The organism is Methylobacterium terricola, from assembly GCF_006151805.1.
GTDB classification, from domain to species: Bacteria; Pseudomonadota; Alphaproteobacteria; order Rhizobiales; family Beijerinckiaceae; genus Methylobacterium; species Methylobacterium terricola.
In genome coordinates, this window is the sequence record NZ_VDDA01000012.1 from 123,061 (window position 1) to 149,460 (window position 26,400).

26 protein-coding genes are annotated in these 26,400 nt (G+C 71.7%); 19 read left to right on the forward strand and 7 right to left on the reverse strand.

Annotated elements, in window-relative coordinates; genetic code table 11:
• Positions 1-72 precede the first annotated feature (72 nt).
• Positions 73-303, reverse strand: coding sequence for a heavy-metal-associated domain-containing protein (locus FF100_RS22865; RefSeq protein ID WP_246102248.1), 231 nt, complete (start codon positions 301-303; stop codon positions 73-75).
• 199 nt (positions 304-502) lie between these two features.
• Here FF100_RS22865 and FF100_RS22870 point away from each other — a divergent pair, with 199 nt between their 5' ends.
• The 3 genes from FF100_RS22870 to FF100_RS22880 all read left to right on the forward strand — a co-directional run bounded on the left by FF100_RS22870 (position 503) and on the right by FF100_RS22880 (position 5,060).
• Positions 503-2,158 carry an EAL domain-containing protein gene (locus FF100_RS22870; RefSeq protein ID WP_139038063.1) on the forward strand — a complete coding sequence of 552 codons (1,656 nt, stop codon included), beginning with the start codon at positions 503-505 and terminating at the stop codon, positions 2,156-2,158.
• Between the two features lie 95 nt (positions 2,159-2,253).
• Positions 2,254-3,930, forward strand: a complete 1,677-nt coding sequence (gene ade / locus FF100_RS22875; protein ID WP_139038064.1) for an adenine deaminase — start codon at positions 2,254-2,256, stop codon at positions 3,928-3,930.
• Between the two features lie 224 nt (positions 3,931-4,154).
• Positions 4,155-5,060 (forward strand): TIGR01459 family HAD-type hydrolase, encoded by a 906-nt coding sequence (locus tag FF100_RS22880; RefSeq protein ID WP_139038065.1) that lies wholly within the window; start codon positions 4,155-4,157, stop codon positions 5,058-5,060.
• A 64-nt stretch (positions 5,061-5,124) separates the two neighbouring features.
• Here FF100_RS22880 and FF100_RS22885 read toward each other — a convergent pair whose 3' ends face one another.
• A complete protein-coding gene (locus tag FF100_RS22885; RefSeq protein WP_139038066.1) occupies positions 5,125-5,655 on the reverse strand; it encodes a protein phosphatase CheZ in 531 nt (176 codons plus the stop codon).
• A 184-nt stretch (positions 5,656-5,839) separates the two neighbouring features.
• On the reverse strand, positions 5,840-6,223 hold the full coding sequence (locus FF100_RS22890; RefSeq protein WP_048452414.1) for a response regulator: 384 nt from the start codon (positions 6,221-6,223) through the stop codon (positions 5,840-5,842).
• 252 nt (positions 6,224-6,475) lie between these two features.
• Between FF100_RS22890 and FF100_RS22895 the strand changes: the two genes are divergently transcribed.
• Positions 6,476-7,468, forward strand: a complete 993-nt coding sequence (locus tag FF100_RS22895; RefSeq protein WP_139038067.1) for a bifunctional riboflavin kinase/FAD synthetase — start codon at positions 6,476-6,478, stop codon at positions 7,466-7,468.
• 24 nt (positions 7,469-7,492) lie between these two features.
• Here FF100_RS22895 and FF100_RS22900 read toward each other — a convergent pair whose 3' ends face one another.
• Positions 7,493-7,732: a hypothetical protein gene (locus tag FF100_RS22900; RefSeq protein WP_139038068.1), complete on the reverse strand. Its 240-nt coding sequence runs from the start codon at positions 7,730-7,732 to the stop codon at positions 7,493-7,495.
• Positions 7,733-7,894: 162 nt separating this feature from the next.
• On the reverse strand, positions 7,895-8,377 hold the full coding sequence (locus FF100_RS22905; protein WP_171070294.1) for a GNAT family N-acetyltransferase: 483 nt from the start codon (positions 8,375-8,377) through the stop codon (positions 7,895-7,897).
• 367 nt (positions 8,378-8,744) lie between these two features.
• Here FF100_RS22905 and ileS point away from each other — a divergent pair, with 367 nt between their 5' ends.
• From ileS to FF100_RS22930, 5 genes are all read left to right on the forward strand, one after another.
• Entirely contained in the window at positions 8,745-11,717 is a 2,973-nt protein-coding gene (gene ileS, locus FF100_RS22910) for an isoleucine--tRNA ligase (RefSeq protein WP_139038070.1), read from the forward strand.
• A 26-nt stretch (positions 11,718-11,743) separates the two neighbouring features.
• Complete coding sequence (gene lspA / locus FF100_RS22915; RefSeq protein WP_139038071.1) at positions 11,744-12,241, forward strand: signal peptidase II; 498 nt, start codon at positions 11,744-11,746, stop codon at positions 12,239-12,241.
• 129 nt (positions 12,242-12,370) lie between these two features.
• The gene (locus tag FF100_RS22920; protein ID WP_139038072.1) at positions 12,371-13,030 is read left to right on the forward strand and encodes a hypothetical protein; all 660 of its coding nucleotides are present in this window, start codon (positions 12,371-12,373) and stop codon (positions 13,028-13,030) included.
• A gap of 458 nt (positions 13,031-13,488) precedes the next feature.
• Complete coding sequence (locus tag FF100_RS22925) at positions 13,489-14,844, forward strand: M16 family metallopeptidase (RefSeq protein ID WP_246102252.1); 1,356 nt, start codon at positions 13,489-13,491, stop codon at positions 14,842-14,844.
• Between the two features lie 77 nt (positions 14,845-14,921).
• Positions 14,922-16,223, forward strand: a complete 1,302-nt coding sequence (locus FF100_RS22930; RefSeq protein WP_139038074.1) for a M16 family metallopeptidase — start codon at positions 14,922-14,924, stop codon at positions 16,221-16,223.
• A 111-nt stretch (positions 16,224-16,334) separates the two neighbouring features.
• On the opposite strand, the gene FF100_RS22935 is transcribed toward FF100_RS22930, so the two are convergent.
• Positions 16,335-16,799, reverse strand: coding sequence for a cupin domain-containing protein (locus tag FF100_RS22935; RefSeq protein ID WP_139038075.1), 465 nt, complete (start codon positions 16,797-16,799; stop codon positions 16,335-16,337).
• 102 nt (positions 16,800-16,901) lie between these two features.
• Positions 16,902-18,230, reverse strand: a complete 1,329-nt coding sequence (locus FF100_RS22940) for an NAD(P)/FAD-dependent oxidoreductase (protein ID WP_139038076.1) — start codon at positions 18,228-18,230, stop codon at positions 16,902-16,904.
• Between the two features lie 239 nt (positions 18,231-18,469).
• Here FF100_RS22940 and FF100_RS22945 point away from each other — a divergent pair, with 239 nt between their 5' ends.
• The 10 genes from FF100_RS22945 (at position 18,470) to FF100_RS22985 (ending at position 26,388) form a co-directional block, all read left to right on the forward strand.
• Positions 18,470-19,318, forward strand: a complete 849-nt coding sequence (locus FF100_RS22945) for an urease accessory protein UreD (protein ID WP_139038077.1) — start codon at positions 18,470-18,472, stop codon at positions 19,316-19,318.
• Positions 19,319-19,597: 279 nt separating this feature from the next.
• Complete coding sequence (locus tag FF100_RS22950) at positions 19,598-20,218, forward strand: urease subunit gamma (RefSeq protein ID WP_139038078.1); 621 nt, start codon at positions 19,598-19,600, stop codon at positions 20,216-20,218.
• Entirely contained in the window at positions 20,215-20,775 is a 561-nt protein-coding gene (locus FF100_RS22955) for an HD domain-containing protein (RefSeq protein WP_246102254.1), read from the forward strand. The genes FF100_RS22950 and FF100_RS22955 overlap by 4 nt, the downstream gene beginning before the upstream one ends.
• Positions 20,775-22,502 (forward strand): urease subunit alpha, encoded by a 1,728-nt coding sequence (gene ureC, locus FF100_RS22960; RefSeq protein WP_139038079.1) that lies wholly within the window; start codon positions 20,775-20,777, stop codon positions 22,500-22,502. The genes FF100_RS22955 and ureC overlap by 1 nt, the downstream gene beginning before the upstream one ends.
• A 28-nt stretch (positions 22,503-22,530) precedes the next feature.
• Positions 22,531-22,818, forward strand: coding sequence for a DUF29 family protein (locus FF100_RS22965; protein WP_171070295.1), 288 nt, complete (start codon positions 22,531-22,533; stop codon positions 22,816-22,818).
• A 143-nt stretch (positions 22,819-22,961) separates the two neighbouring features.
• Positions 22,962-23,111, forward strand: a complete 150-nt coding sequence (locus FF100_RS37235) for a hypothetical protein (RefSeq protein ID WP_171070296.1) — start codon at positions 22,962-22,964, stop codon at positions 23,109-23,111.
• On the forward strand, positions 23,108-23,614 hold the full coding sequence (locus FF100_RS22970; RefSeq protein WP_139038081.1) for an urease accessory protein UreE: 507 nt from the start codon (positions 23,108-23,110) through the stop codon (positions 23,612-23,614). The genes FF100_RS37235 and FF100_RS22970 overlap by 4 nt, the downstream gene beginning before the upstream one ends.
• Positions 23,607-24,293, forward strand: coding sequence for an urease accessory protein UreF (locus tag FF100_RS22975; protein WP_425463342.1), 687 nt, complete (start codon positions 23,607-23,609; stop codon positions 24,291-24,293). Before FF100_RS22970 ends, FF100_RS22975 begins: the two co-directional genes overlap by 8 nt.
• Before the next feature lie 441 nt (positions 24,294-24,734).
• Complete coding sequence (locus FF100_RS22980; protein ID WP_139038082.1) at positions 24,735-25,409, forward strand: 2Fe-2S iron-sulfur cluster-binding protein; 675 nt, start codon at positions 24,735-24,737, stop codon at positions 25,407-25,409.
• Between the two features lie 10 nt (positions 25,410-25,419).
• Complete coding sequence (locus tag FF100_RS22985; protein WP_139038083.1) at positions 25,420-26,388, forward strand: FAD binding domain-containing protein; 969 nt, start codon at positions 25,420-25,422, stop codon at positions 26,386-26,388.
• Positions 26,389-26,400 lie beyond the last annotated feature (12 nt).

Genomic DNA, 26,400 nt, shown 5'->3' on the forward strand with positions numbered 1-26,400 from the left:
AGAGGCGGCTTAAACGAACGTTAGAGCGCGGGGCGCCAGGGGACGCTGTCCCCTGAACTGTCCCCGGCCGCCTCAACCAGTCATCGCCTCGGCCTCGTAGCCGGCCCGGCCGAGGGCCTGGGCCACGTCGAGCGCCTGGGCGTCGGTGACGACGGCGACCCGGCCGCTGCCGAGGTCCGCCTCCACCTGCGCCGCCGGGTCGAGGCGCTGGATCGCCCTCGTCACCGCCGCGACGCAGCCCTGGCAGGTCATGCCCTCGACCTTCATCAGGAGTTCCATCCGCTCGCCGGCCCGGTCCGTCATCGCCTCGCTCCGTCTCCGCTGCGGCGCACCAGGGCCGCGCAAGCCATCTCGGGTAGAGCGCTCCTCTGGACAAGGGCCCCGCGAAATCCGTGGGCAGTCCGTGGCGGCGTCTTGCGGGTATTCGGCACCTCGGCGACAACCGTGGTGAGGCCGGTGTTCGCGGAACCCGGCATGTCCTCGACGCGTAAGAGGAATCGCCATGGCCCTCGTGACCGGCCGGCGCGCCGGCGGGTCGTCGGCGTCCCGGATCGCCCTCAGCCTCTCGTGCCTCCTGGCGGGCGGGCTCTGCCTCGCCGTCGCCTTCCTCGGCGCGCCCATCCTCGGGGCGTTGGCCGGGACGGCCCTCGCCGCGGCGGCGCTCGGCGGCGTCGCGACACTGCTCGCCCTGCGCCGCGCCCGCCGCCTCGCCGATCAGGTCGAGAAGCTGTCGGGCGAGGTCGACCTCCTGTCCCGCCGCCTCCTGACCCTCGAGCAGCGGGAGGCGCCGGCGGTGCCGAACGCGGTCCTCGAGGGCGGATTGTCCGAGGTCACAGCCGAGATCGGCCTCCTCGGCGGCATCGTGCGCGAGCTGGCCATGGCGGTGGCGACACAGGACGAGGACCTGACCCGCCTGAAGGCTGGAGCCGCGGCCCCCGCGACGGTGGCCCAGCCGCCGCCCGCCCCGTCTCCGGCGGCAAGACCCCACCAGCCCCACCCCCAGCCGGTCCAAGACCTCTCCCGTGACGTCCATCACGACGTCCATCGTCACCCCGCCCACAGCCACGCCATGCCTGCGGCGCCGGTGCACCCCGCCGCGATGCCGTTCCCGTCGGTTCAGGCCTCGCCCGCGCCCCGGCTTTACGGCGACGCGCCGGCCGAGGGCGTGCCGGCCTATGCCCGGGCCGCCCCGGCGCCCGGCGCCGCGTCCCGGTTCGAGCCGGACCGGGTGCCGCCGTCCTCCGCGCCCGCGCCGGCGCCCTGGGCCGCCGACCCGATCCTGCCGCGGGAGGCCGTTCCGGCGCCGCGCCGGCCCTTCGTGCCCGAGCCGGCCGCCGAACCTCGCCCGGAGGCCGAGATCCTGGCGGCCCTCACCCAGGGTCTCGAGGTCCACCTGCAGCCGATCGTCAGCCTGCCGCAGCGCAAGGTGGCGTTCTACGAGGCCCTGGCGCGCCTGCGCGTCGGCGAGACCGTGCTGGCGCCCGACGAGTTCCTGCGGGTGCTGGAGCGGCACGGGCGCACCACCGAGCTCGACCGGCTGATGCTCGCCCGCGTGACGGCGATCGGGCAGCATCTCGCGAGCCGCGGCAGCGAGACGCCGGTGGCCTACGCCCTGTCGCCGGGCTCGCTGTTCGAGCCGGGCTTCCTCCGGGCGGTCGGCCGCCTCGTCGACCTGCATCCGGAGCTGGCCGGCCGGCTGATCCTGGCCCTGCCGCAGCGCAGCTGGCGCAATCTCGACGCCGAGCAGGCGACCGCGCTCAACGCCCTGCGGGAACGGATCGGGCTTGCCGTCGACCGGGTCTCGGAGCCGCGCCTCGATGCCGCGGCCCTGGCCGCCCGCGGAGCGAGCTACGCCAAGGTGCATCTCGAGACCCTTCTCGGCGAGCACGGCCCGGCGATCGCCACCACCCTGGCCCGGGCCGGGATCCGGCTGGTGGCCGAGGGGGTCGAGCGCGAGGCCGACGTGCCGGACCTGATCGATCTCGACCTGCCGCTGGCGCAGGGCGGGGTGTTCTCGCCCCCGCGGGTCGTGCGGCCCGAGGTGCTGTCGCCCCCGGCCCCGCCGGCGCCCGAGCCCAATCCGGACCCCTCGCCTCCCGCCGACGAGCCGCCGCCGGTGCGCCGGGCCTTCCGGGACGTGCTGCGCCGGGCCGTATGAGGCGCGACGGTCCAGGACCCGGCAGGTGACGAAGCGGTAGCGGCGCGGGCCGCGTGCCCTTACTCTCGCGGGACCTCGCAGCAGAAAGGCCCCCGATGTCGGACTCCATCGCCCGCCGGATCGCGCAAGGCGCCGGCCGCGAGCCCGCCGACCTGGTGATCCGCGGCGCCCGTCTCCTCGACCTCGTCACCGGCGAGCTGGTCGAGACCGACATCGCCCTCTGCGGCGACACGGTGGTGGGCACCTATGGCACCTATGACGGGGCGCGGGTGATCGAGGCGGCCGGGCGCATCGCGGTGCCGGGCTTCATCGACACCCACCTGCACGTCGAATCCTCCCTGATCACCCCGCACGAATTCGACCGCTGCGTGCTGCCGCACGGCGTCACCACGGCGATCTGGGACCCGCACGAGCTCGCCAACGTGCTCGGCACCGCCGCCTTCGACTACGCGCTGGCGGCCGCGGGCGAGACGGTGATGGACATCCGGGTCCAGCTCTCGTCCTGCGTGCCGGCGACCGATCTCGAGAGCGCCGGCGCCCGGATCGAGGCCGCGGCGCTGGCGGGCTACCGCGACCATCCCCGCGCCCTGGGACTGGCCGAGTTCATGAACTTTCCCGGCGTGGTCGCGGCCGATCCCGGCTGCCTGGCCAAGCTCGCGGCCTTCGCCGGGCGCCACATCGACGGTCACGCGCCGCTGCTGTCGGGGCTGGCCCTCAACGCCTACGCCGCAGCCGGCATCCGCACCGACCACGAGGCGACGGGCGCGGCGGAAGCGCTGGAGAAGATCCGCAAGGGCATGACGGTGCTGATCCGCGAGGGCTCGGTCTCGAAGGACCTGCACGCGCTGGCTCCGCTCCTGACCGAGCGGACGGCACCGTTTCTCGCCTTCTGCACCGACGATCGCAACCCCCTCGACATTGCCGAGGAGGGCCATCTCGACCACCTGATCCGCACCGCGATCGCGCTCGGCGTGCCGCCACTCGCCGCCTACCGCGCCGCCTCGCTCAGCGCCGCGACCGCCTTCGGCCTCACCGACCGCGGGATCATTGCCCCGGGCCGGCGCGCCGACATCGTCCTCCTCGACGATCTCGGCACCTGCGCGGTCTCGGACGTGATCTCCGCCGGACGTCTCGTCGACGAGGCCCTGTTCTCGACCCGCACGGTCACGCCGCCGCCGGGCCGCAGCAGCGTGCGCGCCGCGCCGGTCGCCGCCGCCGACCTCGCCGTGGCGGCGCCGGCGGGCGAGACCTCGGTGATCGGGGTCGTGCCGGGACGCATCATCACCGAGCACCGGCGCCTGACGCCGTCCGGGGTGCCGGATCGCGCGCAGGACGTCGCGATGGTCGCCGTGGTGGCGCGCCACGGCACCCGCAGCATCGGCCGCGGCCTGGTGCAGGGCTTCGGCCTCGCGCGCGGCGCCATCGCCTCCTCGGTCGGGCATGACAGCCACAACCTGTGCGTCGTCGGCGCCGATCCGGACGCGATGGCGCAGGCGGTCAACCGGCTGATCGCGATCCAGGGCGGCTTCGTGGTCGCGGACGAGCGCGGGATCATCGCCGAGCTGGCCCTGCCGATCGCCGGCCTGATGAGCGACCTGCCCTTCGAGGCGGTGCGCGACGCCCTGCCGCCCCTGCGCGAGGCCGCCCGAGGGCTCGGCTGCACCCTGCCGGAGCCGTTCCTGCAGGTCGCGTTCCTGCCGCTGCCGGTGATCCCGCACCTGAAGATCACCGATCGCGGCCTCGTCGATGTCGACCGGATGGCTTTCCTCTAGGGCGGCGTCCGGGCGCGCTGCGCCCGGGCGCTGCTCCGGATCGTTGATCCTGCTCATTCTTTTCGCGATGGACCGGGATCCGCTCCGGCGCGAGAGGCTCCCATCGGCCCGTGCGACCACCCGGCGTGACTGTAAACGATTTCACCCGGGGCGTTGCGTTCGGGTCGAACCGGCTTTAAGCCCGAGGCGGCGTTTTGCTGCATCGCAGCACGAGGAGAAGCGGCATGGCCGAGATGGTGCGCGCGGCGCATCCGGGCGAGGTGACGATCCTGGACGGGATCGCCGGCATCGCCGACGGGTTCGACCTGATCCTGTGCGACGTCTGGGGCGTGCTGCATGACGGCGTCCACGCCCACCGGGCCGCGGCCGAGGCGCTGACGCGCTTTCGCGCCCTGCCGGGCGACCGGCCGCGCCGGGTGGTGCTGGTCTCGAACGCGCCGCGCCCCGGCAGCGCCGTCCTGGCGCAGCTCGACGGCTTCGGCGTACCCCGGACCGCCTACGACGCCATCGTCACCTCGGGCGACCTCACCCGCCGGCTGATGGCCGAACGGGCGGCGGCACCGATGTACCATCTCGGGCCCGACCGCGACCTGCCGATCTTCGACGACCTCGCCCTCGCCCGGTCCGGACCGGACGAGGCGGCCCACGTGGTCGTGACCGGCCTCCTCGACGACGAGGTCGAGACGGCGGCGGATTACCGCGCCCGGCTCGAGCCCTGGGCGGCCCGCGGCGTGACGCTGATCTGCGCCAATCCCGACCTGGTGGTCGAGCGTGGCGAGCGGCTGATCCCCTGCGCCGGCGCGGTGGCGGCGCTCTACGAGGAGATGGGCGGCGCGGTCGTCTATGCCGGCAAGCCGCACGTCCCGGTCTACGAGGCGGCGCTCGCCACGGCGGAAGGCCTCGACGGGGGCGCTCCCCTCCCCCGCGGCCGGGTTCTCGCCGTCGGCGACGCGATCCGCACCGACATCGCCGGGGCGCGCGCCTTCGGCATCGCGTCGCTTCTGGTGGCCCGCGGCATCCATGCCGAGGAACTCGGGGTCGCGGCGGGTGCGCCGATCGGCGACATCGCGGCGTGGCTGAGCGCCCAGGCCGTGCATCCGGACGGCGTGATCGACCTGCTGCGCTGGTAGGACCACGCGCGAAAACCGGGGTTGCGGCGGCCGCATCCCGGTGTCACGCCGTCGAGGAGATGCCTCAGGAGAACAGGGCGTCGATCGCGTCCTGCGGCGTCGCCGGCCCCTTCAGTTGCGGGCCGTTGAGCATCAGGGTCTCGGCGCGGGCCTTGCGACGCGCCTCCTCGGCATCGTGCTCGGCCTCGCCGTCGCGCACGTTCACCACGGTCGAGAATTGCGACAGGCGCTTCTCGAGCTGGCCCAGCGCCTCGACCACCTTCGAGATGCGCTGGCCGGTAATGTCCTGGAAGGTGCAGGCCTCGAAGATGTCGCCGATATGCGCCTCGACCTGGGCGCGATATTCCGGGAGGGTCTTGGCCTCGATCGCGAGCATCGCCTCCGCGGATTCCATGATCCGGTTGGTGGCGCTCGCCGTGGCGGCGACGACGCTGCCGAGCTCGTCATGCGCCATCGGGATGCGGTCGCGGGTCAGCTCCTGCGCCCGCAGGGCCGCGATGCCCCGCTTGAGCTTGGTGATGTAATCGGCGATCTCGATCAATTCGGTCACCGGCACCGCCTCCCTGGCTGGTGGGACGTTGCTCGTGCGACCCATGGGCGTCTTGCCTCCGAGCAGCCGGGAGAGAGCGGAGCGCGGTCCCGCCGTCATCTGCCTGAGCACGTGGTTGCTCCCCCGCGGATTGGTTGTCCCTTGCCCGGATCACGGGACTACGGCGGGCCGAAGTCTCGGCTCCGGCCGTCGCGGCCCCGCATCCGGGAGGCTTACCGAGCCGTCGGCGTCAGGCGCCGCAGACCGCCTCGATCTTGGTCTTGAGCGTCTGGGCGTTGAAAGGCTTCACGATGTAGTTGTTCACGCCGGCCTTCTTGGCGGCGATGACGTTCTCGGTCTTCGACTCGGCGGTGACCATGATGAACGGCGTGGTGCGCAGGGCGTCGTCGGCCCGGACGTGGCGCAGCAGTTCGTAGCCGGTCATCGGCTCCATGTTCCAGTCGGAGATGACGAGGCCGTACTTCTTCGTCTTCAGCTTCGCCAGGGCGCCGGTGCCGTCCGAGGCGTCGTCGACATCCTCGAAGCCAAGCTGCTTCAGCAGGTTGCGGATGATGCGAACCATCGTCTGGTAATCGTCCACCACGAGGATCGGCATGCCGAGGTCAAGGGCCATGGCTTACGGCTCCGTTCGCGGGCGCGACACATCCCCGTGCGCGACGAAACCCGCTTGGATCATGAGACGAAGCGCCGGGCGGCGCCTCTGTCCTCATCTTCTACCTCCACGCGCCTTGAGAACCGGTTAACCCGGCGGCCGGCGCGCGCGCTCCGCCAGGACCGCATCCGGCTTGACCCACGGACCGGATTTCGACAGGGTCCGGCCGCTTCCGACACCTCTTCCCGCCCGCTCAACGCCCAAGGACCCTTGATGCCGCGCGACGAGACCGCCCCGCGCCCCGTCGCGTCCCTCCCCGTCCACCGTGACGGCGAGGCGGTGCCGGAGGGCTTGGCGGGCGCGGTCGCGGCACTCGGCAACTTCGACGGCATCCACAAGGGCCACCGCGCGTTGATCGCGGCAGTGCGGGAGATGGCGGCGGAACTCGGCCGGCCGAGCGCGGTGCTCACCTTCGAGCCGCATCCCCGCGTCTTCTTCTCGCCCGAGGCGACGATGTTCCGCCTCACCGGCGAGCCCGAGAAGCTGGCGGTGCTGCAGCGCCTCGGCCTCGACGGCGCCTTCGTGCGCCGCTTCGACTCAGGCCTCGCCGGCACCGGGGCGGCCGCCTTCGTGGCCGACACCCTCAAGGGCGAGCTCGGCCTGTCCGGCGTGGTGATCGGGCACGACTTCCATTTCGGCCGCGGCCGCGAGGGCACGCCGGCGATGCTGGAGGCGCTCTGCGCCGAGAACGGCCTGGCCTGCCGCATCGTCCCGGCGGTGGCGGCCGGTGGCGGCGAGGCACCGGTCTCGTCGAGCGCGATCCGGGCGGCGCTCGAGGCCGGCGACGTGGCGACCGCCAACCACCTCCTCGGCTATCGCTGGTTCGTCGAGGGCGAGGTGCGCCACGGCGACAAGCGCGGCCGCACCCTCGGCTTCCCGACCGCCAACGTCGCGCTCGAGGCCTGCGCGCTCGCCCACGGCATCTATGCCGTGCGCGTCCGCCTGCGCGACGGCGGCGTGCGCGACGGCGTGGCGAGCTACGGCCGCCGCCCGACCTTCGATGACGGCGCGCCGCTCCTCGAAACCTACCTGTTCGACTTTTCCGGCGACCTCTACGGCCAGCGCATCGCGATCGAGTTCGTCGGCTTCATCCGCGGCGAGGCGCGCTTCGACAGCGCCGAGGCGCTGGTCACGCGCATGCACGAGGACGCGGCGGAGGCGCGGCGGATGCTGGCCGAGGACCGCACGCCCTCGATGCTGGGATGAGTCCCGGCTCGGGCGGCTCGCTCGTCATTCCGGGATGAACTCGCGGATCGGCGCCTCGGTGTCGGCATCCCGCGGGCGCGGGCGCTGCGCCCGCCGCATCGTTCCGCTGTCCTCGTCGGGGATCAGCAGCGGGTCGGTCGGGGTGACGGAGCCGGTGGCATCGACATCTTCCGGAACCGGCCGTGGCGGCGATCGGACCTCCCGCGCCACGACCGGCGTCGTCAGAACGGCGGTGAGCGCGAGGGCGAAGAGCGGACCCCGCATGGCGACCTCCCGGAACGGGTGAACGTCCGGGTCAACCGCCGCAAGCGACGCCCCGTTCCGTCCGCCGGCCACCGATGATCGGAGACCGCCCGACCACCATCGACGGCTTCGTCCTGCGGATCGGCCCGATGATGCCGGTCGATGCCGGGCTGGTGACGCGCATCACGGGATGGGTCTCACGCGGATGAGGTGCGTGGCGGCCGGGTCGGCGCACTCCGCAAAACCGAGTCGCCGGTAGAACGCCGCCGCCTCCGGCGAGGCCGCACGCAGGCGCACGATCCGGAAATGGCCCTCTGCCTCCCGCAGGAGGCGCGTCACCAGCAGGGTGCCGAGGCCGAGATGCCGATGCGCCCCGAGGAGGTAGACGTGCCGCACCCGCCCGATATCGCCCCCGGCCGCGTAGGGGTCGCGGTTCAGCCCGCCGACACCCACGAGGCGGTCGCCGCGCCACACTCCCAGAAAGATCTCGCCCGGGCGATCGAACCGGTTCGCGCCCGAGGCCCACTCCTCGAACAGGCGGCGCACGAAGTCGACGCCCTGGCTTCGGGCCTCGTCGCGGATCGGTCCGACGGCAGGGCCGAGGGCAGCGAGCGCCGCGACCGTCGGACCGGCGGGGGCAGCGGCGGTCCTCCCATCACACGACATTCCGCACCTCCCCGTCCCGCATCGGCGGATCCTCGTCCATGGCGGGCACGGATAGGATCCCCCCGCCGAACGCCGGGATGCCGACGATGACGCAAGGATATCAGGCCTTCCACGAAGAGCCGATGGCGGCCGGCCCGTCCACCGCATCACCCCGCTTCCCCCGCCCGCCTGCCGCTGCTAGAAGCGCCGGATGACCGAATCGCACCCGCGCTGCGTCGCCATCCGGCGAATTACGAGCCCGGCTTCCGCCTGAGGGCCGCTCGCGGCCGCGCGGAAGGCCGGGTTGCTGCCGTTTCGCCGCCGCGATTCCCTCAAGGCCCGGGTCGGTTCGTACCGGCTTGGTGCCCGTCAGACGAGCCTTGACCCCATGACCGAGACGAAGCCCGCCGCCGGGCGCGACTATTCCGAGACCCTGTTCCTGCCGGTCACCGAGTTCCCGATGCGGGCCGGCCTGCCGCAGCGCGAGCCGGAGATCCTGGAGCGCTGGGCGCGCACGAACCTCTACGCCCGCATCCGCGAGGCCGCCGCCGGCCGGCCGAAATTCGTGCTGCACGACGGCCCTCCCTACGCCAACGGCCACATCCATATCGGCACCGCGCTCAACAAGATCCTGAAGGACATCGTCGTCCGCACGCAGGGGTCGCTCGGGCACGACGCCAACTACGTCCCGGGCTGGGATTGCCACGGCCTGCCGATCGAGTGGAAGATCGAGGAGCAGTACCGCGCCGCCGGCCGCAACAAGGACGAGGTGCCGGTGGTCGAGTTCCGGCGCGAGTGCCGGACCTTCGCCGAGCACTGGCTGTCGGTGCAGCGCGAGGAGTTCAAGCGCCTCGGCGTCACCGGCGACTGGGACCATCCCTACCTGACCATGGCCTACCCGGCCGAGGCCGCGATCGCCCGCGAGCTGATGACCTTCGCCACGACGGGCCAGCTCTATCGCGGCTCGAAGCCGGTGATGTGGTCGGTGGTCGAGAAGACCGCGCTCGCCGAGGCCGAGGTCGAGTACGAGGACCACGTCAGCGACACGATCTGGGCCGCTTTCCCGGTCGTCGCGTCGGCGACGGCCCCGGACTTGCAAGACACCCGCGTCGTCATCTGGACCACCACGCCCTGGACGATCCCGGCCAACCGGGCCGTCGCCTATTCCCGAAAAGTTTCCTACGGACTGTATCGTGTCGTTGCTGCGCCTCAAGAGAACTGGTCTCAACCTGGTGTTCGTTACGTTGTTGCTGACAAACTGGCGGGCGACGTCTTCAAGGCAGCGCGCGTCGAATCCTTCGAACGACTGAGCGACGTCACGCCCGAGGCGCTGGCCGGCCTGACGCTGGCGCATCCGCTGGCGGGCTGGAACGCCGGCTATGGGCACGCGGTGCCGATGCTGGAGGGCGAGCACGTCACCGACGAGGCCGGCACCGGCTTCGTCCACACCGCCCCGAGCCACGGCCGCGAGGATTTCGAGGTCTGGATGGCCAATGGCCGCCAGCTCCGCGAGCGCGGCATCGAGACGGCGATCCCCTATACGGTGGACGCCGACGGCGTCCTGACCGAGGCCGCCCCCGGCCTCACCGGCAAGCGCGTCCTCGACGAGAAGGGCCAGAAGGGCGACGCCAACAAGGCGGTGATCGCGGCGCTCACCGCCGCCGGGACGCTGGTCGGCCGCGGCACGCTCAAGCACAGCTACCCGCATTCCTGGCGCTCGAAGAAGCCGGTCATCTTCCGCAACACGCCGCAATGGTTCATCGCCCTCGACAAGCCGGTGGCGACGCTGAACGACGCGACGTTGCGCGACGTGGCGTTGCGCGAGATCGCCGTCACCCAGTGGGTGCCGCCGCAGGGCCAGAACCGCATCACCGGCATGATCGCCAACCGGCCCGACTGGGTGGTGTCGCGCCAGCGCGCCTGGGGCGTGCCGATCACGGTCTTCGTGCATCGCGAGACCGGCGAGATCCTGCGCGATGAGACGGTCAATGCCCGCATCCACGCCGCCTTCGCGGCGGAGGGGGCGGATGCCTGGTTCACCGATGCCGACGGCGCCCGGTTCCTGGCGCCCGAGCACGACCCGGCCGCCTACGAGAAGGTGACCGACGTCCTCGACGTGTGGTTCGATTCCGGCTCGACCCACGCATTCACGCTCGACGATCCGGAAGCCTTCCCGGGCCTCGCCGGCATCCGCCGCCGCCGCGACGGCGGTGACGACACGGTGATGTATCTCGAGGGCTCGGACCAGCATCGCGGCTGGTTCCACTCCTCGCTGCTCGAATCCTGCGGCACCCGCGACCGCGCTCCTTACGACGTGGTGCTGACCCATGGCTTCGTCCTCGACCCCAAGGGCGAGAAGATGTCGAAGTCGAAGGGCAACGTCGTCGCGCCCCAGGACGTGATCAAGGGCTCGGGCGCCGACATCCTGCGCCTGTGGGTGGCGGCCTCGGACTATACCGACGACCTGCGCATCGGCCCGGAGATCATCAAGACCTTCTCGGAGACCTACCGCAAGCTGCGCAACTCGCTGCGCTGGATGCTGGGCACGCTGGCCCATCACCGGCCCGAGGACCGGGTCGAGCCGGCGCAGATGCCGGAGCTGGAGCGGTTCATCCTGCATCGCCTCGCCGAGCTGGATGGCGAGATCCGCGACGCCTTCCGCACCTTCGACACCAAGCGCGTGGTGGCCCTGCTCAACGGCTTCATGACCGGCGACCTGTCGTCGTTCTACTTCGACGTGCGCAAGGACGCGCTCTACTGCGATCCGATCTCGTCGGAGACCCGGCGCGCCGCGCTCACCGTCGTCGACGAGGTGTTCAAGCGGGTCACGGTCTGGCTCGCCCCGGTCCTCGCCTTCACGGCCGAGGAAGCCTGGCTCGCGCGCTACCCGTCCGAGACGGCTTCAGTCCATACCGAGACCCTGCCGGAGACCCCGGCCTCCTGGCGCGACGAGGCGCTGGCCAAGCGCTGGGCCAAGATCCGCCGGGTGCGCCGGGTGGTGACGGGCGCCCTCGAGATCGAGCGCGCGGGCAAGCGCATCGGCGCCAGCCTGGAAGCGGCCCCGAGGGTCTTCGTCGCCGATCCGGAGCTGCTGGCGAGCCTCGACGGGATCGACTTCGCGGAGGTCTGCATCACCTCCGACATCGCGGTCGAAGGCGGCGAGGGACCCGCCGAGGCCTTCCGCCTCGACGAGGTCAAGGGCGTCGCGGTGGTGCCGGCCCTCGCCGAAGGGCGCAAATGCGCCCGCTCGTGGAAGGTGCTGGTGAGCGTCGGCAGCGATCCGGACTACCCGGACGTGACGCCCCGCGACGCGCAGGCCCTGCGCGAGTGGGACGCGCTCCACGCCAAGGCCGCCGAGTAAGGCGAGGACAAGGGCGAGGAAAAACCATGCGTCCCCTCCCCTTCGGGCTTGCGGTCGCGCTCGTCACCCTGGTCCTCGACCAGGCGACGAAGCTCGGCCTCCTGTTCGTCGCCGACCTGCCCGTGCGCGAGCCGGTGGTGCTCGCGCCCTTCGCGCAGCTGATCGTGGTGTGGAACCGCGGGGTCTCCTACGGGCTGTTCCAGCAGGATTCGGCGCTCGGGCGCTGGATCCTGGTGGCGGTGTCGCTGGTCGCCTCGGTGGCGCTCTCGGTCTGGATGGCGCGGGCCGGCAGCCGCTGGCTCGCCGGGTCGCTGGGCCTCATCGTCGGCGGGGCGATCGGCAACGCCATCGACCGCGCCGCCTACGGGGCGGTGTTCGACTTCGTCCATCTCCATGCCGGCACCTGGTCCTGGTACGTGTTCAACGTGGCGGATGCCGGCATCGTCTTCGGCGTGGTCGGGCTGCTCTATGACGGCTTGGTGCTGGAGCGCCGCCGCGCGCCGGCAACCCAGGATCCCGCCTGAAACTGCCTGTGTGTCGCGGGCGCCACGCCCGTCCGCGGCGTTGCGCGGGCCTACGGCCACGCCATACCTTCGCCCGAAACCGCCACCACCCAAGCTGTCAACGACGGGGCGGAACAGGCAGGGGCCAGCATGCTCGACAAGCGCACGATACTCGCCGCGGTGACGGTCGCCGCCGGGCTCAGCCTTCCCACCGGGGCCCAGGCCCAGGAGGGCACGGCGATGAAGAACGCCCTGTCGTCGATCGGCCTGATCGAGCCCGAGCGGCCGTCCATCACCTACCGCGAGCGTGCGCCCCTGGTCCTGCCGCCGCACATGGACAAGGCCGCCCTGCCGCCGCCGGTCGACCGCCGCGCCGTGCGCGAGGCCAACCCGCAATGGCCGACCGATCCCGAGACCGCCGCCCGCGACCGCCGCGCCGCCGAGGACCGCAAGCCGATCACCCGCGGCTATGGCGGCCGGATGAGCGACAACAACGCCACGCTGCCGATCCAGGAGATGCGGGCCGGCCGGCGCGAGGGCGCCAGCGTGACGACGGAGCCGACCTACAAGCCGGGCGACAACGTCAAGGAATCGTTCTGGCTCAACCCGATGCAGCTCTTTGCCGGCAAGAAGGACGACGACGCGAACCTCTCCGACGTCGAGCCGAGCCGCGACACGCTGACCGAGCCGCCGACCGGCTACCGCAAGCCGCCGAATGGCAAGCTCGCCCGCACCGAGCGCGGCCCGAACGCGATGATCAGCGACCGCGAGCAGGCCGATCCGGGGGCGTACCTGCGCGCGCGTCAGTAACGTTTGCGAGATCCGAACCGGATCGTCCGCCCCGGGCCGTCCCCACGGCCCGGGGTTTTTTCGTCCGCGCGGTCACGCCGTCCGCGAGGCTCGGCCGTCCCGAGCCCCGCTCCGGACGCAGGGCTCTGCCGCCCTGGGGGACGAGCATTGATATTTCGGCAGATCGACCAAGCTTCGCCGAAATTTTGCGGCCACGCTTCGACTGCGGGAACCCAGGCCAGACCTGCGTGGGGTGCATTTCTCGGCAGTCTTCGGGTCCCCCCCGCCACAAAATGCTCTAGAACAGGGTCTCTAACGGTCAGCGTCCCCGGTGGCCGGCCCGCCGGCCGGCTCGACGTCCCCGCTGGCCAGTGACTCGCATGAGCCGCAAGCCTCCCTTAAGTGAGCCGGTTCACGATCCAACACGGGTGGCCTGTCCGGCCACCCGGCTAAGGTAGATCAGGATGCCCCCAGTCAGGATGCGCCCCGCCCCCGGCCTCGCCTGCCCCGTCAGCGCCACCCTGCGCACCGACGCGGCGCCCTTCGGCCGTGCGGAGGCAGGTGGTCCCGAAGTGGCGTCCTTCGTGCTCGACAACGGCCTCGACGTGGTGGTGGTGCCCGACCACCGCGCGCCGGTGGTCACCCACATGGTGTGGTACCGCAACGGCTCGGCCGATGATCCGCTCGGCCAGTCGGGCATCGCCCACTTCCTCGAGCACCTGATGTTCAAGGGCACCGAGACCCATCCGGTCGGCGCCTTCTCGAAGGCGGTGTCGAGCTTGGGGGGCCAGGAGAACGCCTTCACGTCGTTCGACTACACGGCCTATTTCCAGCGCGTCGCCCGCGAGAACCTCAAGACCATGATGGGCTTCGAGGCCGACCGGATGACCGGCCTGATCCTCGACGACGCCGTGGTGGCGCCCGAGCGCGACGTGGTGCTGGAGGAGCGCCGGATGCGGGTCGAGACCGACCCGGCGGCCCAGCTCTCCGAGGCGATGGCGGCCTCGCTGTTCGTGCACCATCCCTACGGCATCCCGATCATCGGCTGGATGCACGAGATCGAGGAGCTGAACCGCACCCACGCCCTCGACTATTACCGCCGCTTCTACACCCCGGAGAACGCCATCCTGGTGGTCGCCGGCGACGTCACCGCCGACGAGGTCCGGCGGCTCGCCGACGACACCTACGGCGTCGTAGCGCCGCGGGGCGCCCGGCCGCAGCGGCTGCGGCCGCGGGAGCCGGAGCCGCGGGCGGCCCGGCGCCTCAGCGTCGCCGACCCGAAGGTCGAGCAGCCGACCCTGCAGCGGCTCTACCTGACCCCGTCCTGCATGACCGCCCGCGACGGCGAGAGCCACGCCCTGGAGCTGCTGGCCGAGGTGCTGGGCGGCGGGCCGACCTCGTACCTCTACCGCAGCCTGGTGCTGGAGCAGGGCGTCGCGGTGAATGCCGGCGCCTGGTACATGGGCTCGGCGATCGACGACACCCGCTTCTCGGTCTACGCCGTGCCGGCGGAGGGCGTCAGCCTCGAGAAGCTGGAGGAGGCCCTCGACCGGGCGCTCGCCCGCGCGCCCTCCGAGGCCCTGTCGGCCGACGCGATCGAGCGGGCGAAGACCCGCCTCGTCGCCGAGACGGTCTATTCCTCCGACAGCCAGTCGTCGCTCGCCCGCATCTTCGGCTCGGCGCTCGCGATCGGCGAGAGCATCGAGGAGGTGCGGCGCTGGCCGACCGAGATCGAGGCGGTGCAGGTCTCCCGCCTCGCCGCGGTCGCCGAGCGCTACCTGGTGCCGGCCCGCTCGGTCACCGGCTACCTGACCAAGGGGACCGCTGCGGCCTGACCCCACGACCTTGAGACCGCCCGGGGCGCATGCCGCCGGGCGGACCTTCTTTTTTCGAGCGATAACAAGAGGTCCTCATGACCCCGGCCGACGCCGTCACCCGCACTGCCGCCGCCCCGGACTCCTCCTCGTCCCCGACCCAGGCGCGCTCCATCCTCTCGGCCCGCGGCATCGAGGCCTGGCACGTCGAGTCGCCGATCGTCCCGCTGATCGCCCTCGCCTTCACCTTCGAGGGCGGCGCCGCGCAGGATTCCGACGGCAAGGCCGGCACGGCCCAGATGCTGGCGCGCCTCCTCGACGAGGGCGCCGGCCCGCACGATTCCGACGCCTTCCAGGAGCGGCTCGCTGCCCGCGCGATCGAGCTGAGCTTCCATGCCGGGCCGGATGCCATCGGCGGCTCGCTCAAGATGCTGGTCAAGCACGCCGACGAGGCGATCGAGCTGCTCGCGCTCGCGCTCGCCCAGCCCCGCTTCGATCAGGCGGCGATCGAGCGGGTGCGGGCGCAGATGCTCGCCGGCCTGCGCTACCAGCAGAACGACCCCGGCGTGATGGCCTCGCGCCGCTTCTTCGCCGAGGCCTATCCGGGCCACCCCTACGGCCGGCCCTCCTCGGGCACGATCGAGAGCGTGTCGTCGATCACCCGCGACGACCTCGTGGCGATGCACCGGCGCCTTCTCGCCCGCGGCCGGGTCAAGGTGGCGGCCGTCGGGGCGATCGGCGAGGAGGCGCTGGTGCGCGCCCTCGACGCCGCCTTCGGCGCCCTGCCGGAGGGCGGCGCGCTCACGGTGGTGCCGCCGACCCGGATCACCGGCCTCGGCCGGCGCATCGTCGTCGATCTCGACGTGCCGCAATCGGTGCTGCGCTTCGGCACCGACGGCGTGCCGTGGCGCGATCCCGACTTCATTCCGGCTTACGTGCTGAACCACATCCTGGGCGGCGGTGCCTTCACCTCGCGGCTGTTCCAGGAGGTGCGCGAGAAGCGCGGTCTGGCCTATTCCGTGGGAACGTCGCTGGTGAGCCACCGCGCCGCCTCGATGACCTGGGGCTACACCGCGACCAAGAACGAGCGCGTCGCCGAGTGCCTGACGGTGATCGCCGACGAGATCGCCCGCCTGACCGGCGACGGCCCCTCCGACGACGAGCTGCAGAAGGCCAAGGACTACCTCACCGGCTCCTACGCGCTCGGCTTCGACACCTCGACCAAGATCGCCCACCAGCTGGTGCAGATCGCCTTCGAGGGCCTCGGCATCGACTACATCGCCCGCCGCAACGGGTTGATCGGTGCGGTGACGCAGGACGACATCCGCCGCGCGGCGGCGCGGACCCTCGGGGACGGCAAGCTGCTCGTGGTGGCGGCCGGACGGCCGACGTCGATGTGAGGCAACGAGGGCTGATTATTTGCGTCAGCCCTCTTCTGATGAAACTCCCCCTTTCCCGGACGACTGACGCGTCAGCGGAAGCAGATCCGGGAAAGGGCGGCGCACGACAAGCTATTCCTCCGCCATCACGTCCCCCTCCGGCGGACGCAACGCATCGAGCTCCGGCAGCAGCACGACGCTCTCCTGCTCGTTCGGGTCGGTGCGGGCGATCACCGCCGTGCAGGTCTCGGTGCGGCTCGCATTGTAGGGCAGGTGCGGCACGCCGGCCGGAATGTAGACGAAGTCGCCGGCGCGGCTCCACAGGTGGTGCTCCAGCCGCGGGCCGTACCAGGTGCCGGCGACCCCCGAGAGCACGTGCAACGCCGTCTCGTGCGCCTCGTGCAGGTGGGCCTTGGCCCGTGCCCCCGGCGGCAGGGTGACGAGCTGCATGTGCAGCCCGGTCGATCCCACTGACTCGGCCGAGACCGCCGGAGCGTAGGTCAACGCCTGCTTGCCGATGACGTCGGGCCCTGGACGCACGACCCGGCAGGTGGCCTCCGACACGATGGCGTCGGATGACGGAGCATCAGATGACATGGCGCGTCCTCCGCGTGAGCGGAGGAGACTCTAATCCGTTTCGGTGCGGAGGGCGCGCGCCTTCGCGCGGCCCCATCCCCCGCCGCAGCCGAGGCCGCTCCCCTAGAACTCCGCCACCTTCCCCCAGGCCGAGGCCCCGAACCGGTCCGGATGGTAGGGCTTGGGATCGACGATCGGGTCGGCGCCCGACACGATGTCGGCGATGAGGTGGCCGGCGCCCGGGCCGATGCCGAAACCGTGGCCGGAGAAGCCCGCCGCCAGGACGAGGCCGGGCACGCCCGTGACCTCGCCGATGCCCGGCACGCCGTCCGGGGTCGAATCGACGTAGCCGGCCCAGGAGGCGGTGATCGTCGTTTCGCGCAGGGCCGGCAGCATCTCGAGGGCGCGGCGGTGGGTCTCGGCGATGAGCTTCGGGTCGGGGCGCGGATCGAGGATGCGCACCCGCTCCATCGGCGTCGGCCGGTCGAGGCGCCACTTCTTCACGCCCTCGTGGCCGCTGCGCCAGGCCTCGGCGCCGCCGGGCGCCAGGACGCGCCAGCGCTTGGCGAACATCGGCACGAATTCGCGGGCGAACAGGATCTGCTGCGGCGTCGGGTCGACGCGGGCCCGCCCGCTGATCGCCAGGTTGTAGCCGCCGCTCTCGCCGCGCCGCGTCAGGGAGACGCCCGCGGTGTAGAGCGCATCCGGCAGGCCCGCGACGTTGGGGCCGACCGCCATGATCGACTGGCGCACCGCCGCCTGCGGGAAGCGGATGCCGAGCTGGCGGACGAACGACGACGCCCAGGCGCCGCCGGCCATCACCACCTTGCGGGTGCGGATGGTGCCCTTCTCGGTCACCACGCCGCAGACCCGGCCGCCCTCGAGCTCGACGCCGCGGGCGGCGCAGAGCTGATGCACGGTGCCGCCGTACTTCATCACGCCGAGCGCCACGACCGGCACCGCCCGGGAGGTATCGGCGATGCCGTCGGTCGGCGAGAACACGCCGCCCTTCCAGTTGCGGCCCGTCGCCTTGCCGTGCTCGCGCGCTTCCGCGGCGCTGAGCATGTTGGTGACGACGCCCTCGCCGGCGGCGAAGTCGCGCCACTTCGCCCAGCGCTCGATCTCGGCCTCGTCGTTGCTGAGATAGAGCAGGCCGCAGCGGCGGAAGCCGACATCCTCGCCGATCTCGGCCTTGAGGCGGTCCCACAGGTCGAGGCTCTTCGTCGCCATCGGCAGCTCGCGGGCATCGCGGTTCTGCTGCCGGCACCAGCCCCAGTTGCGGCTCGACTGCTCGGCCCCGATGCGGCCCTTCTCGACCAGGGCGACGCTGACGCCGCGGCGCGCCAGGTAATACGCCGTGAAGGTGCCGACCACGCCGCCGCCGATCACCACGACCTCGGCGGAGGCCGGCAGGTCCGGGGTGGTCTCGATGTGGAGGAGAGGTGCTGGCATCGTGGGCTCCCGTTGATGGGGGGAGCCTAGCAGGGGGCGCCCGCGCGAAGACGCCGGACTCCCCGGGTCCGGCGGCAGATTCTGCCGCGCGCCGGCCGGTTCGCCGGCATCATCCGGTCCTGCCGGGGCTCGATCCTGTCCCGCGGGGCTCGATCCTCTCCCGCGGGGCTTGCCTGCGGGGCCGCCGGCGCGGTCTAAGCGTGGCTGTGGGCCGATCCGCGCCCGTGGTCGGCCGCCCGATGCAGAATTCCCCCGTCCCCGACGCCCTCCGCCGCCAGCGCTCGATCGGCCACGTGGCGATCGCGGTCGCGCGGATGCCCGGCGGCGCCACCCGCACCACCGACCTCGCCGAATCGGGCCCTTTGCGCCTGCGCCTGCCCCGGCCCGAGCCCGGCCCGATGGAGGCGGTGCTGCTCAACAGCGCCGGCGGCATCGCCTGCGGCGACCGCTTCACGGTCGAGGCGCGGCTGGGTCCGGGCTCCGACCTCGTTCTGACCACCACGGCGGCAGAGAAGATCTACCGCTCGGACGGACCGGTGACGCGGCTCGACGTGGCGCTGACCCTCGACGCCGAGGCCGCCCTGGCCTGGCTGCCGCAGGAGACGATCCTGTTCGACGGTGCGCGGCTCGCCCGCAGCTTCACCGCCGAGATCGCCCCGGATGCGCGGCTCACCCTGTTCGAGGCCCTGGTCTTCGGCCGCGCCGCGCGGGGCGAGGTGATGCGCGACGGCGCGCTGACCGATTCCTGGCGCCTGCGCCGGGCCGGGCGCCTGACTTACGCCGACACGTTCCGGCTGGAGGCCGATATCTCGGACATGCTCGCCAAGCGGTCGGTCGCCGGCGGCGCCCGGGCGATGGCGACCCTGCTCCACCTCGCCCCGGACGCCGAGAGCCGGCTCGACCAGGCCCGCGATCTGATCGCGGCGTCCGGCTGCGAGAGCCTGTCGGTCGAGGCCGGGGCCAGCGCCTGGAACGGCCTGCTGGTGCTGCGCCTGCTCGGCGCCGAGATCGGCCCCTTGCGCCTCGCCGCCGCGCGGATCCTCGAGGGCTTCCGGGGCCGCCCGCTGCCGCGGGTCTGGCAGAGCTGACGGCTCGGTTCTTGCCTGCCGACTCTTGCCTGCCCACTCTTGCCTGCCCACTCTTGCCTGCCCCACTCTTGCCTGCCCCACTCTTGCCTGCCCCACTCTTGCCTGCCCCACTCTTGCCTGCCCCACTCTTGCCTGCCCCACTCTTGCCTGCCCCACTCTTGCCTGCCCCACTCTTGCCTGCCCACTCTTGCCTGCCCACTCTTGCCTCGGACCCCGATCTTGCCTCGGCCCCGCGCCTCGGCAATGGATGGAGGCCACACTGACCGGAGAGACGCCCCCGTGCTGCTGACCCCCCGCGAGAAGGACAAGCTCCTCGTCGCCATGGCGGCGATGGTGGCCCGCAACCGCCTGTCACGGGGCGTGAAGCTCAACCACCCGGAGGCGGTGGCCCTGATCACCGATTTCGTGGTCGAGGGCGCCCGCGACGGCCGCACCGTGGCCGAGCTGATGCGCCTCGGTGCCCAGGTCCTCACCGCGGACCAGGTGATGGAGGGCGTGCCGGAGATGATCCACGACATCCAGGTCGAGGCGACCTTCCCGGACGGCACCAAGCTCGTCACCGTCCACCACCCGATCCGCGGCACCCCCGCCACCGACGTGCCGGGCGAGGTGACGACGCCGGACGGCGAGATCGTCTTCAACGAGGGTGCGCCCCGCACGGTGATCGAGGTCGCCAACACCGGCGACCGGCCGATCCAGGTCGGCTCGCACTACCACTTCTTCGAGGTCAACCCGGCGCTCCGCTTCGACCGCGACAAGGCCCGCGGCCAGCGCCTCGACATCGCCCCGGGCACGGCGGTCCGCTTCGAGCCGGGCTCGACCCGGGAGGTGGTGCTGATCCCGATGGGCGGCGGGCGCGCGGTGTACGGGTTCCGGGGTGACGTGATGGGGGCGCTGTGAGCCCCTACGACAAGGTACTCCGCGAGCATGTGGCGCTCGTCACGCGAGCGGCCGATTTCGCAGCCCGCCGGCATGCGGACCAGCGCCGAAAGGGTGCCGCCCGGGAACCCTACGTGAATCACCTTGCGGAAGTCGCCGCTCTCCTTGCCGACACCGTGGACGAGCCGAACGCCTGGCTGATCGCGGCAGGCTGGCTCCACGACACGGTCGAGGATACCGGCACGACCCACGAGGAACTCGCGAGCCTCTTCGGCTCCGTCGTGGCGGATCTCGTGGCCGAGGTCAGCGATGACAAGTCGCTGCCCAAGGCCGAGCGCAAGCGCCTCCAGGTCGGGCGGGCATCGCACAAGTCGCCGGATGCCAAGGCGATCAAGATCGCCGACAAAATCAGCAATCTGCGATCCCTGGCGTCGAGCCCTCCCGATGACTGGGACCGGACGCGGGTCCTCGATTACGTTACCTGGGCCGAAAACGTCGTGGCTGGATGCCGCGGCACGAACCCGGCCCTCGAATCCATCTTCGATCAATCCGCCGTCGCGGCGCGGAGAGCGGTCTGATGTCCAACACCCCCAAACCCGCCAGCCTCCCCCGCTCCGCCTATGCGGCGATGTTCGGCCCGACCAAGGGCGACCGCATCCGCCTCGCCGACACGTCCCTCGTCATCGAGGTCGAGCAGGACCACACCCGCTATGGCGAGGAGGTGAAGTTCGGCGGCGGCAAGGTGATCCGCGACGGGATGGGGCAGAGCCAGGCGAGCAATGCCGGCGGCGCCGTCGACACGGTGATCACCAACGCGGTGGTGCTCGATCACTGGGGCATCGTGAAATGCGATGTCGGCCTGAAGGGCGGGCGGATCGCAGCCTTGGGCAAGGCCGGCAACCCGGACATCCAGGACGGCGTCACCATCGTGGTCGGGCCGGGCACCGAGGTGATCGCCGGCGAGGGCAAGATCCTCACCGCGGGCGGGTTCGACAGCCACATCCACTTCATCTGCCCGCAGCAGATCGACGAGGCGCTGAATTCCGGCATCACCACGATGCTCGGCGGCGGCACGGGTCCGGCCCACGGCACCTTCGCCACCACCTGCACGCCCGGCCCCTGGCACATCGCCCGGATGATCGAGGCGGCGGACGCCTTCCCGATGAACCTGGCGTTTGCCGGCAAGGGCAACGCCTCGAAGCCCGACAGCCTGGAGGAGATGATCCGGGCCGGCGCCTGCGCGCTGAAGCTGCACGAGGATTGGGGCACGACCCCCGCGGCGATCGATTGCTGCCTGTCGGTGGCCGATGCCCACGACATCCAGGTGATGATCCACACCGACACGCTCAACGAATCGGGCTTCGTCGAGGACACGATCGCGGCGTTCAAGGGCCGCACCATCCACGCCTTCCACACCGAGGGGGCGGGCGGCGGCCACGCGCCGGACATCATCAAGGTGGCGGGGCTGCCGAACGTGCTGCCCTCCTCCACCAACCCGACGCGGCCCTTCACCCGCAACACCATCGACGAGCATCTCGACATGCTGATGGTGTGCCACCACCTCGACCCGTCGATCCCGGAAGACCTCGCCTTCGCCGAAAGCCGGATCCGCAAGGAGACGATCGCCGCCGAGGACATCCTGCACGATATCGGCGCGCTCTCGATGATGTCGTCGGACAGCCAGGCGATGGGCCGGGTCGGCGAGGTGATCATCCGCACCTGGCAGACCGCCGACAAGATGAAGCGCCAGCGCGGCGCGCTGCCGGGCGATTCGTCCGGCAACGACAATGCCCGGGCCAAGCGCTACGTCGCCAAGTACACGATCAACCCGGCCATCGCCCACGGCATCTCGCGCCATATCGGTTCCGTGGAGGTCGGCAAGCTCGCCGACCTCGTGCTGTGGTCGCCGGCCTTCTTCGGGGTGAAGCCGGACCTGATCCTCAAGGGTGGCGCCATCGCGGCCGCCCCGATGGGCGATCCCAACGCCTCGATCCCGACGCCGCAGCCGGTGCATTACCGCCCGATGTTCGGCGCCTTCGGCCGCGTGCCGGCGACGACAGCCCTCACCTTCGTGTCGAAAGCGGCGATCGACGCGGGTCTGCGCGAGCAGCTCGGGGTGTTGAAGCAGATGGTTGCGGTCGAGAACGTGCGTGGCGGCATCTCGAAGAAGAGCATGATCCACAACGATGCCACGCCGGTGATCGAGGTCGATCCCGAGACCTACGATGTGCGCGCCGACGGCGAATTGCTGGTCTGCGAGCCCGCCGAGGTGCTGCCGATGGCGCAGCGCTACTTCCTGTTCTGAGCTATCCTGCATCGCAGGAGGGCTCGCCATGCCCAAGCTGGCCGGGCGGGCGCCGGAATCCGGCGCCTGCGACACGGATTCCCACCGCTGGACGCGTGAGCAGAGCCAGGCTCCTGCGAGCCGTGATCGCGCGTATCTCGGTATCGCCAATCTGCTCGACGAGGTGGAGAGCGTGGGCCGCAGCCCGCGCACGGCGCTCGAATCCCACCTGGGCGTGCTGCTCGTCCACCTGTTGACGGTCCAGGTGCAGCCGCAGCGGGCAACGCCCCGCTGGCGCCACACCCTGAAGCGCAGCGCGTGGCCATCGCGCGCCTGATCGCCCGCAACCCGAGCCTGCGGGCCATTCCGGCCGCGAGCCTCGATCCGGATTTCCAGCCGTGAGCGAGACCGACAGCCTGAGCCTGCAACCGGCGCTTCCCTGGCTGGTCGCGGGGGTCTATCCGGACGAAGGCCCGGGCCGTGCTGGAGAGTGCCCTGTTCGACGGCAGCGTCTCGGAATCCTGCCCGTTCACCGACGAGGAGATCCTGATGCACGGCTTCCTGCCGGACCCCCACGGCGACGACGCGGTCCGCGGACCCGGCGGGTGGCGGCGCGAGGCGGCGCGATGATCCGCGCCACCCGCGTCATCCGCCGCGACGCCCTCGGCTCCGGGGAGATCGTCGACCGCATCGTGCTCGATTCCGGCGACCGCCACCGCCGCCGCATGGCGATGCGGGGCGTCGGCGGCCTCGCCTTCCTGCTCGACCTCGCCGAGCCGGCGGTGCTCGACGACGGCGACGCGCTCCGGCTCGAGGACGGGCGCCTGGTCTGGGTCGAAGCGGCGCCCGAGCGCTTGCTGGAGATCCGCGCCCCCACCGACCACGCCCTCAAGCGGCTGATCTGGCACATCGGCAACCGGCACATCCCGGCCGAGATCGGTCCGGACGCGCTCTGGATCGCCTATGACCACGTGCTCGCCGCGATGGTCGAAGGGTTGGGCGGCACCGCGACCGCGGTGGAGCGGCCGTTCCGGCCCGAGGGCGGCGCCTATGCGGGCGGGCACTCGCACGGCCAGGATCACGGGCACGGGCATCATCACCATGGCCACTCGCACGACCATGACCATGGCTGAGCAGATTCCGGACGCCCTGGTGCTGCTCGCCTGGCTCTCGCCGGGCTATCCCGTCGGCGCCTATGCCTACTCGCACGGCCTCGAATGGGCGGTGGAGGCCGGCGACGTCCGCGACGAGGCGGGCTTGCGCGCCTGGCTCGCCGACGTGCTGGAGCACGGCGCCGGGCGCAGCGACGCGATCCTGGCCGCCCACGCGCACCGCGCCGCGGCGGCAGGGGATGCCGAGGCGCTGGTCGCCGTCAACGACCTCGCCCTCGCGCTCAGCCCGTCGCGGGAGCTTCATCTCGAGACCAGCCAGCAGGGCCGCTCGTTCCTCGACGCCACCCGCGTCGCCTGGGACACCCCGCGCCTCGCGGATCTTGCGCGCCATCTCGACGGGCCGGTGGCCTACCCGGTCGCGGTCGGCGCCGCAGCCGGTGCGCACGGGCTCCACCGCGGCACCATGCTGGCGGCCTATCTCGCGGCCTTCCTGCAGAACCTGGTCTCGGCGTCGCTGCGCCTCGCCCCCGTCGGCCAGACGGCCGGCACGCGAGTGGTCGCCGCCCTGATGCCGCAGGCCGCGGCCCTGGCGGAGGCGGTGCAGGACTTAGGCCTCGACGAGGTCGGGACGGCCACGGTGCGGCTCGATCTCGGCTCGTTCCGGCACGAGACGCAGTATACGCGGATCTTCCGATCTTGATGCTGGACTGCCATATATTATTTTATTCCATTTATCATAATTATTGTTATCTACTAATTAATAATATTTCATAGATACTTGATGTCGCGCCACGCACACCTCTCCCCCTCTGCGGGGGGAAGGTGTTCGGCGGAGCCGGGCGGAAGAGGGGCAACGCGACGCCGATCCAGGGTGCGCTCGTCACCACGCTCGCGACATTTCCGGAAGCGCCGTCCCCTCTCCCGCCCCACTTCGCGGGGCACCCTCCCCCGCAGAGGGGGGAGGGTTCAGGCGCGCGGCGAATGATCGAACGCGCATCGCACGCAGTGCCGCACCCGCCCCGCCCGCGGGACCTCTCCACCCCCCCAGAACGTTTGGTGAGCAATCGCGTCGCGGCCCAACGGCCGCGCTGGCGCAGCCTGCGCGCTGCGCCGTCACCTCGTTTCCGAGCCGGGAGGCACCATGGACAAGTCCGATTCCGCGCCGCGTCCGACGCGCCGGAGCGTGCTGGAGAGCGGCGTCGCGGCGGCCGCGGTGCTGGGCTTTGCCGGCCGCGTGCAGGCCGCGCCCGCGCCGGCCGCACCGACGCCTCCGGCGCTCGCCGCCGCACCGGCGACGCCGCGCATGCCGGTGACTCTGTCGGTCAACGGCCAGGCCCGCCCCCTCGAGATCGACCCGCGCACGACGCTGCTCGACGCCCTGCGCGAGCGCATTGGCCTCACCGGCTCGAAGAAGGGGTGCGACCACGGCCAGTGCGGCGCCTGCACGGTGCTGGTGAACGGCCGGCGCATCAATTCCTGCCTGACGTTGGCGGTGATGCACGAGGGCGACGAGATCAAGACGATCGAGGGGTTGGCCGACGGCGACCATCTGCATCCGCTCCAGGCCGCCTTCGTCAAGCATGACGGCTTCCAGTGCGGCTACTGCACCCCGGGCCAGATCTGCTCGGCCGCCGGGATGCTCGCCGAGGCCAAGGCCGGCTGGCCCAGCACCGTGACGCAGGACCTGACCGCGACGACCGACCTGACCGACGCGGAGATCCGCGAGCGGATGAGCGGCAACATCTGCCGCTGCGCCGCCTACCCGAACATCGTCGCGGCGATCCGGGATGCCGGCGGCGCGGCGACCCGGCTCTGAGGGGGCGACCATGAAGGCTTTCACCTACGAGCGCCCCGCGAGCATCACGGAGGCCGCCAAGGCGGTCGTCGCGCAGCCGAATGCCCGCTTCATCGCCGGCGGCACCAACCTCCTCGACCTGATGAAGCTGCAGATCGAGACGCCGACCCACCTCGTCGACGTCAACCGCCTGCCGCTGGACAAGATCGAGGCGACCGCCGAGGGCGGGCTTCGCATCGGCGCGATGGTGCGCAACGCCGATCTCGCCGCCGACGAGCGGGTACGGCGCGATTACGGCGTGCTGTCCCGCGCGCTGCTGGCCGGCGCCTCGGGCCAGTTGCGCAACAAGGCGACGACGGCCGGCAACCTCCTGCAGCGTACCCGCTGCCCGTATTTCTACGACACCGCGATGCCGTGCAACAAACGCCAGCCCGGTTCCGGCTGCTCGGCGATCGGCGGGTTCAACCGCATCCTGGCGGTGGTCGGCGCGTCCGATCACTGCATCGCCACCCACCCCTCCGACATGGCGGTCGCGATGCGGGCGCTCGACGCCACGGTCGAGACCGTGACGCCGGACGGGGCCGAGCGGAAGATCCCGATCGCCGACCTGCACCGCCTGCCCGGCGACACGCCACAGGTCGAGACCACCCTGAAGCCCGGCGAGATCATCACCGCCGTCACCCTGCCGACGCCGGTGAAGGGGCGCCATGTCTACCGCAAGGTGCGCGACCGGGCGTCCTACGCCTTCGCCCTGGTCTCGGTGGCGGCCGTCATCGAGGCCGACGGGGACAAGGTCCGGTCCGCCCGCCTCGCCTTCGGCGGCCTCGCCCACAAGCCCTGGCGGGTGGCCGACGCCGAAGCGGCGCTGGTGCGCGAGGGCGTCGGGGCCGCCGGCGAGGCGGCCCTGAGAGGCGCCCGCGGCTACGGCGCCAACGATTTCAAGATCCCGCTTGCCAAGCGCACCCTCGCGGCCGCGGTCGCGGAAGCGATGCGCGCCTGATCGCCGGATCCG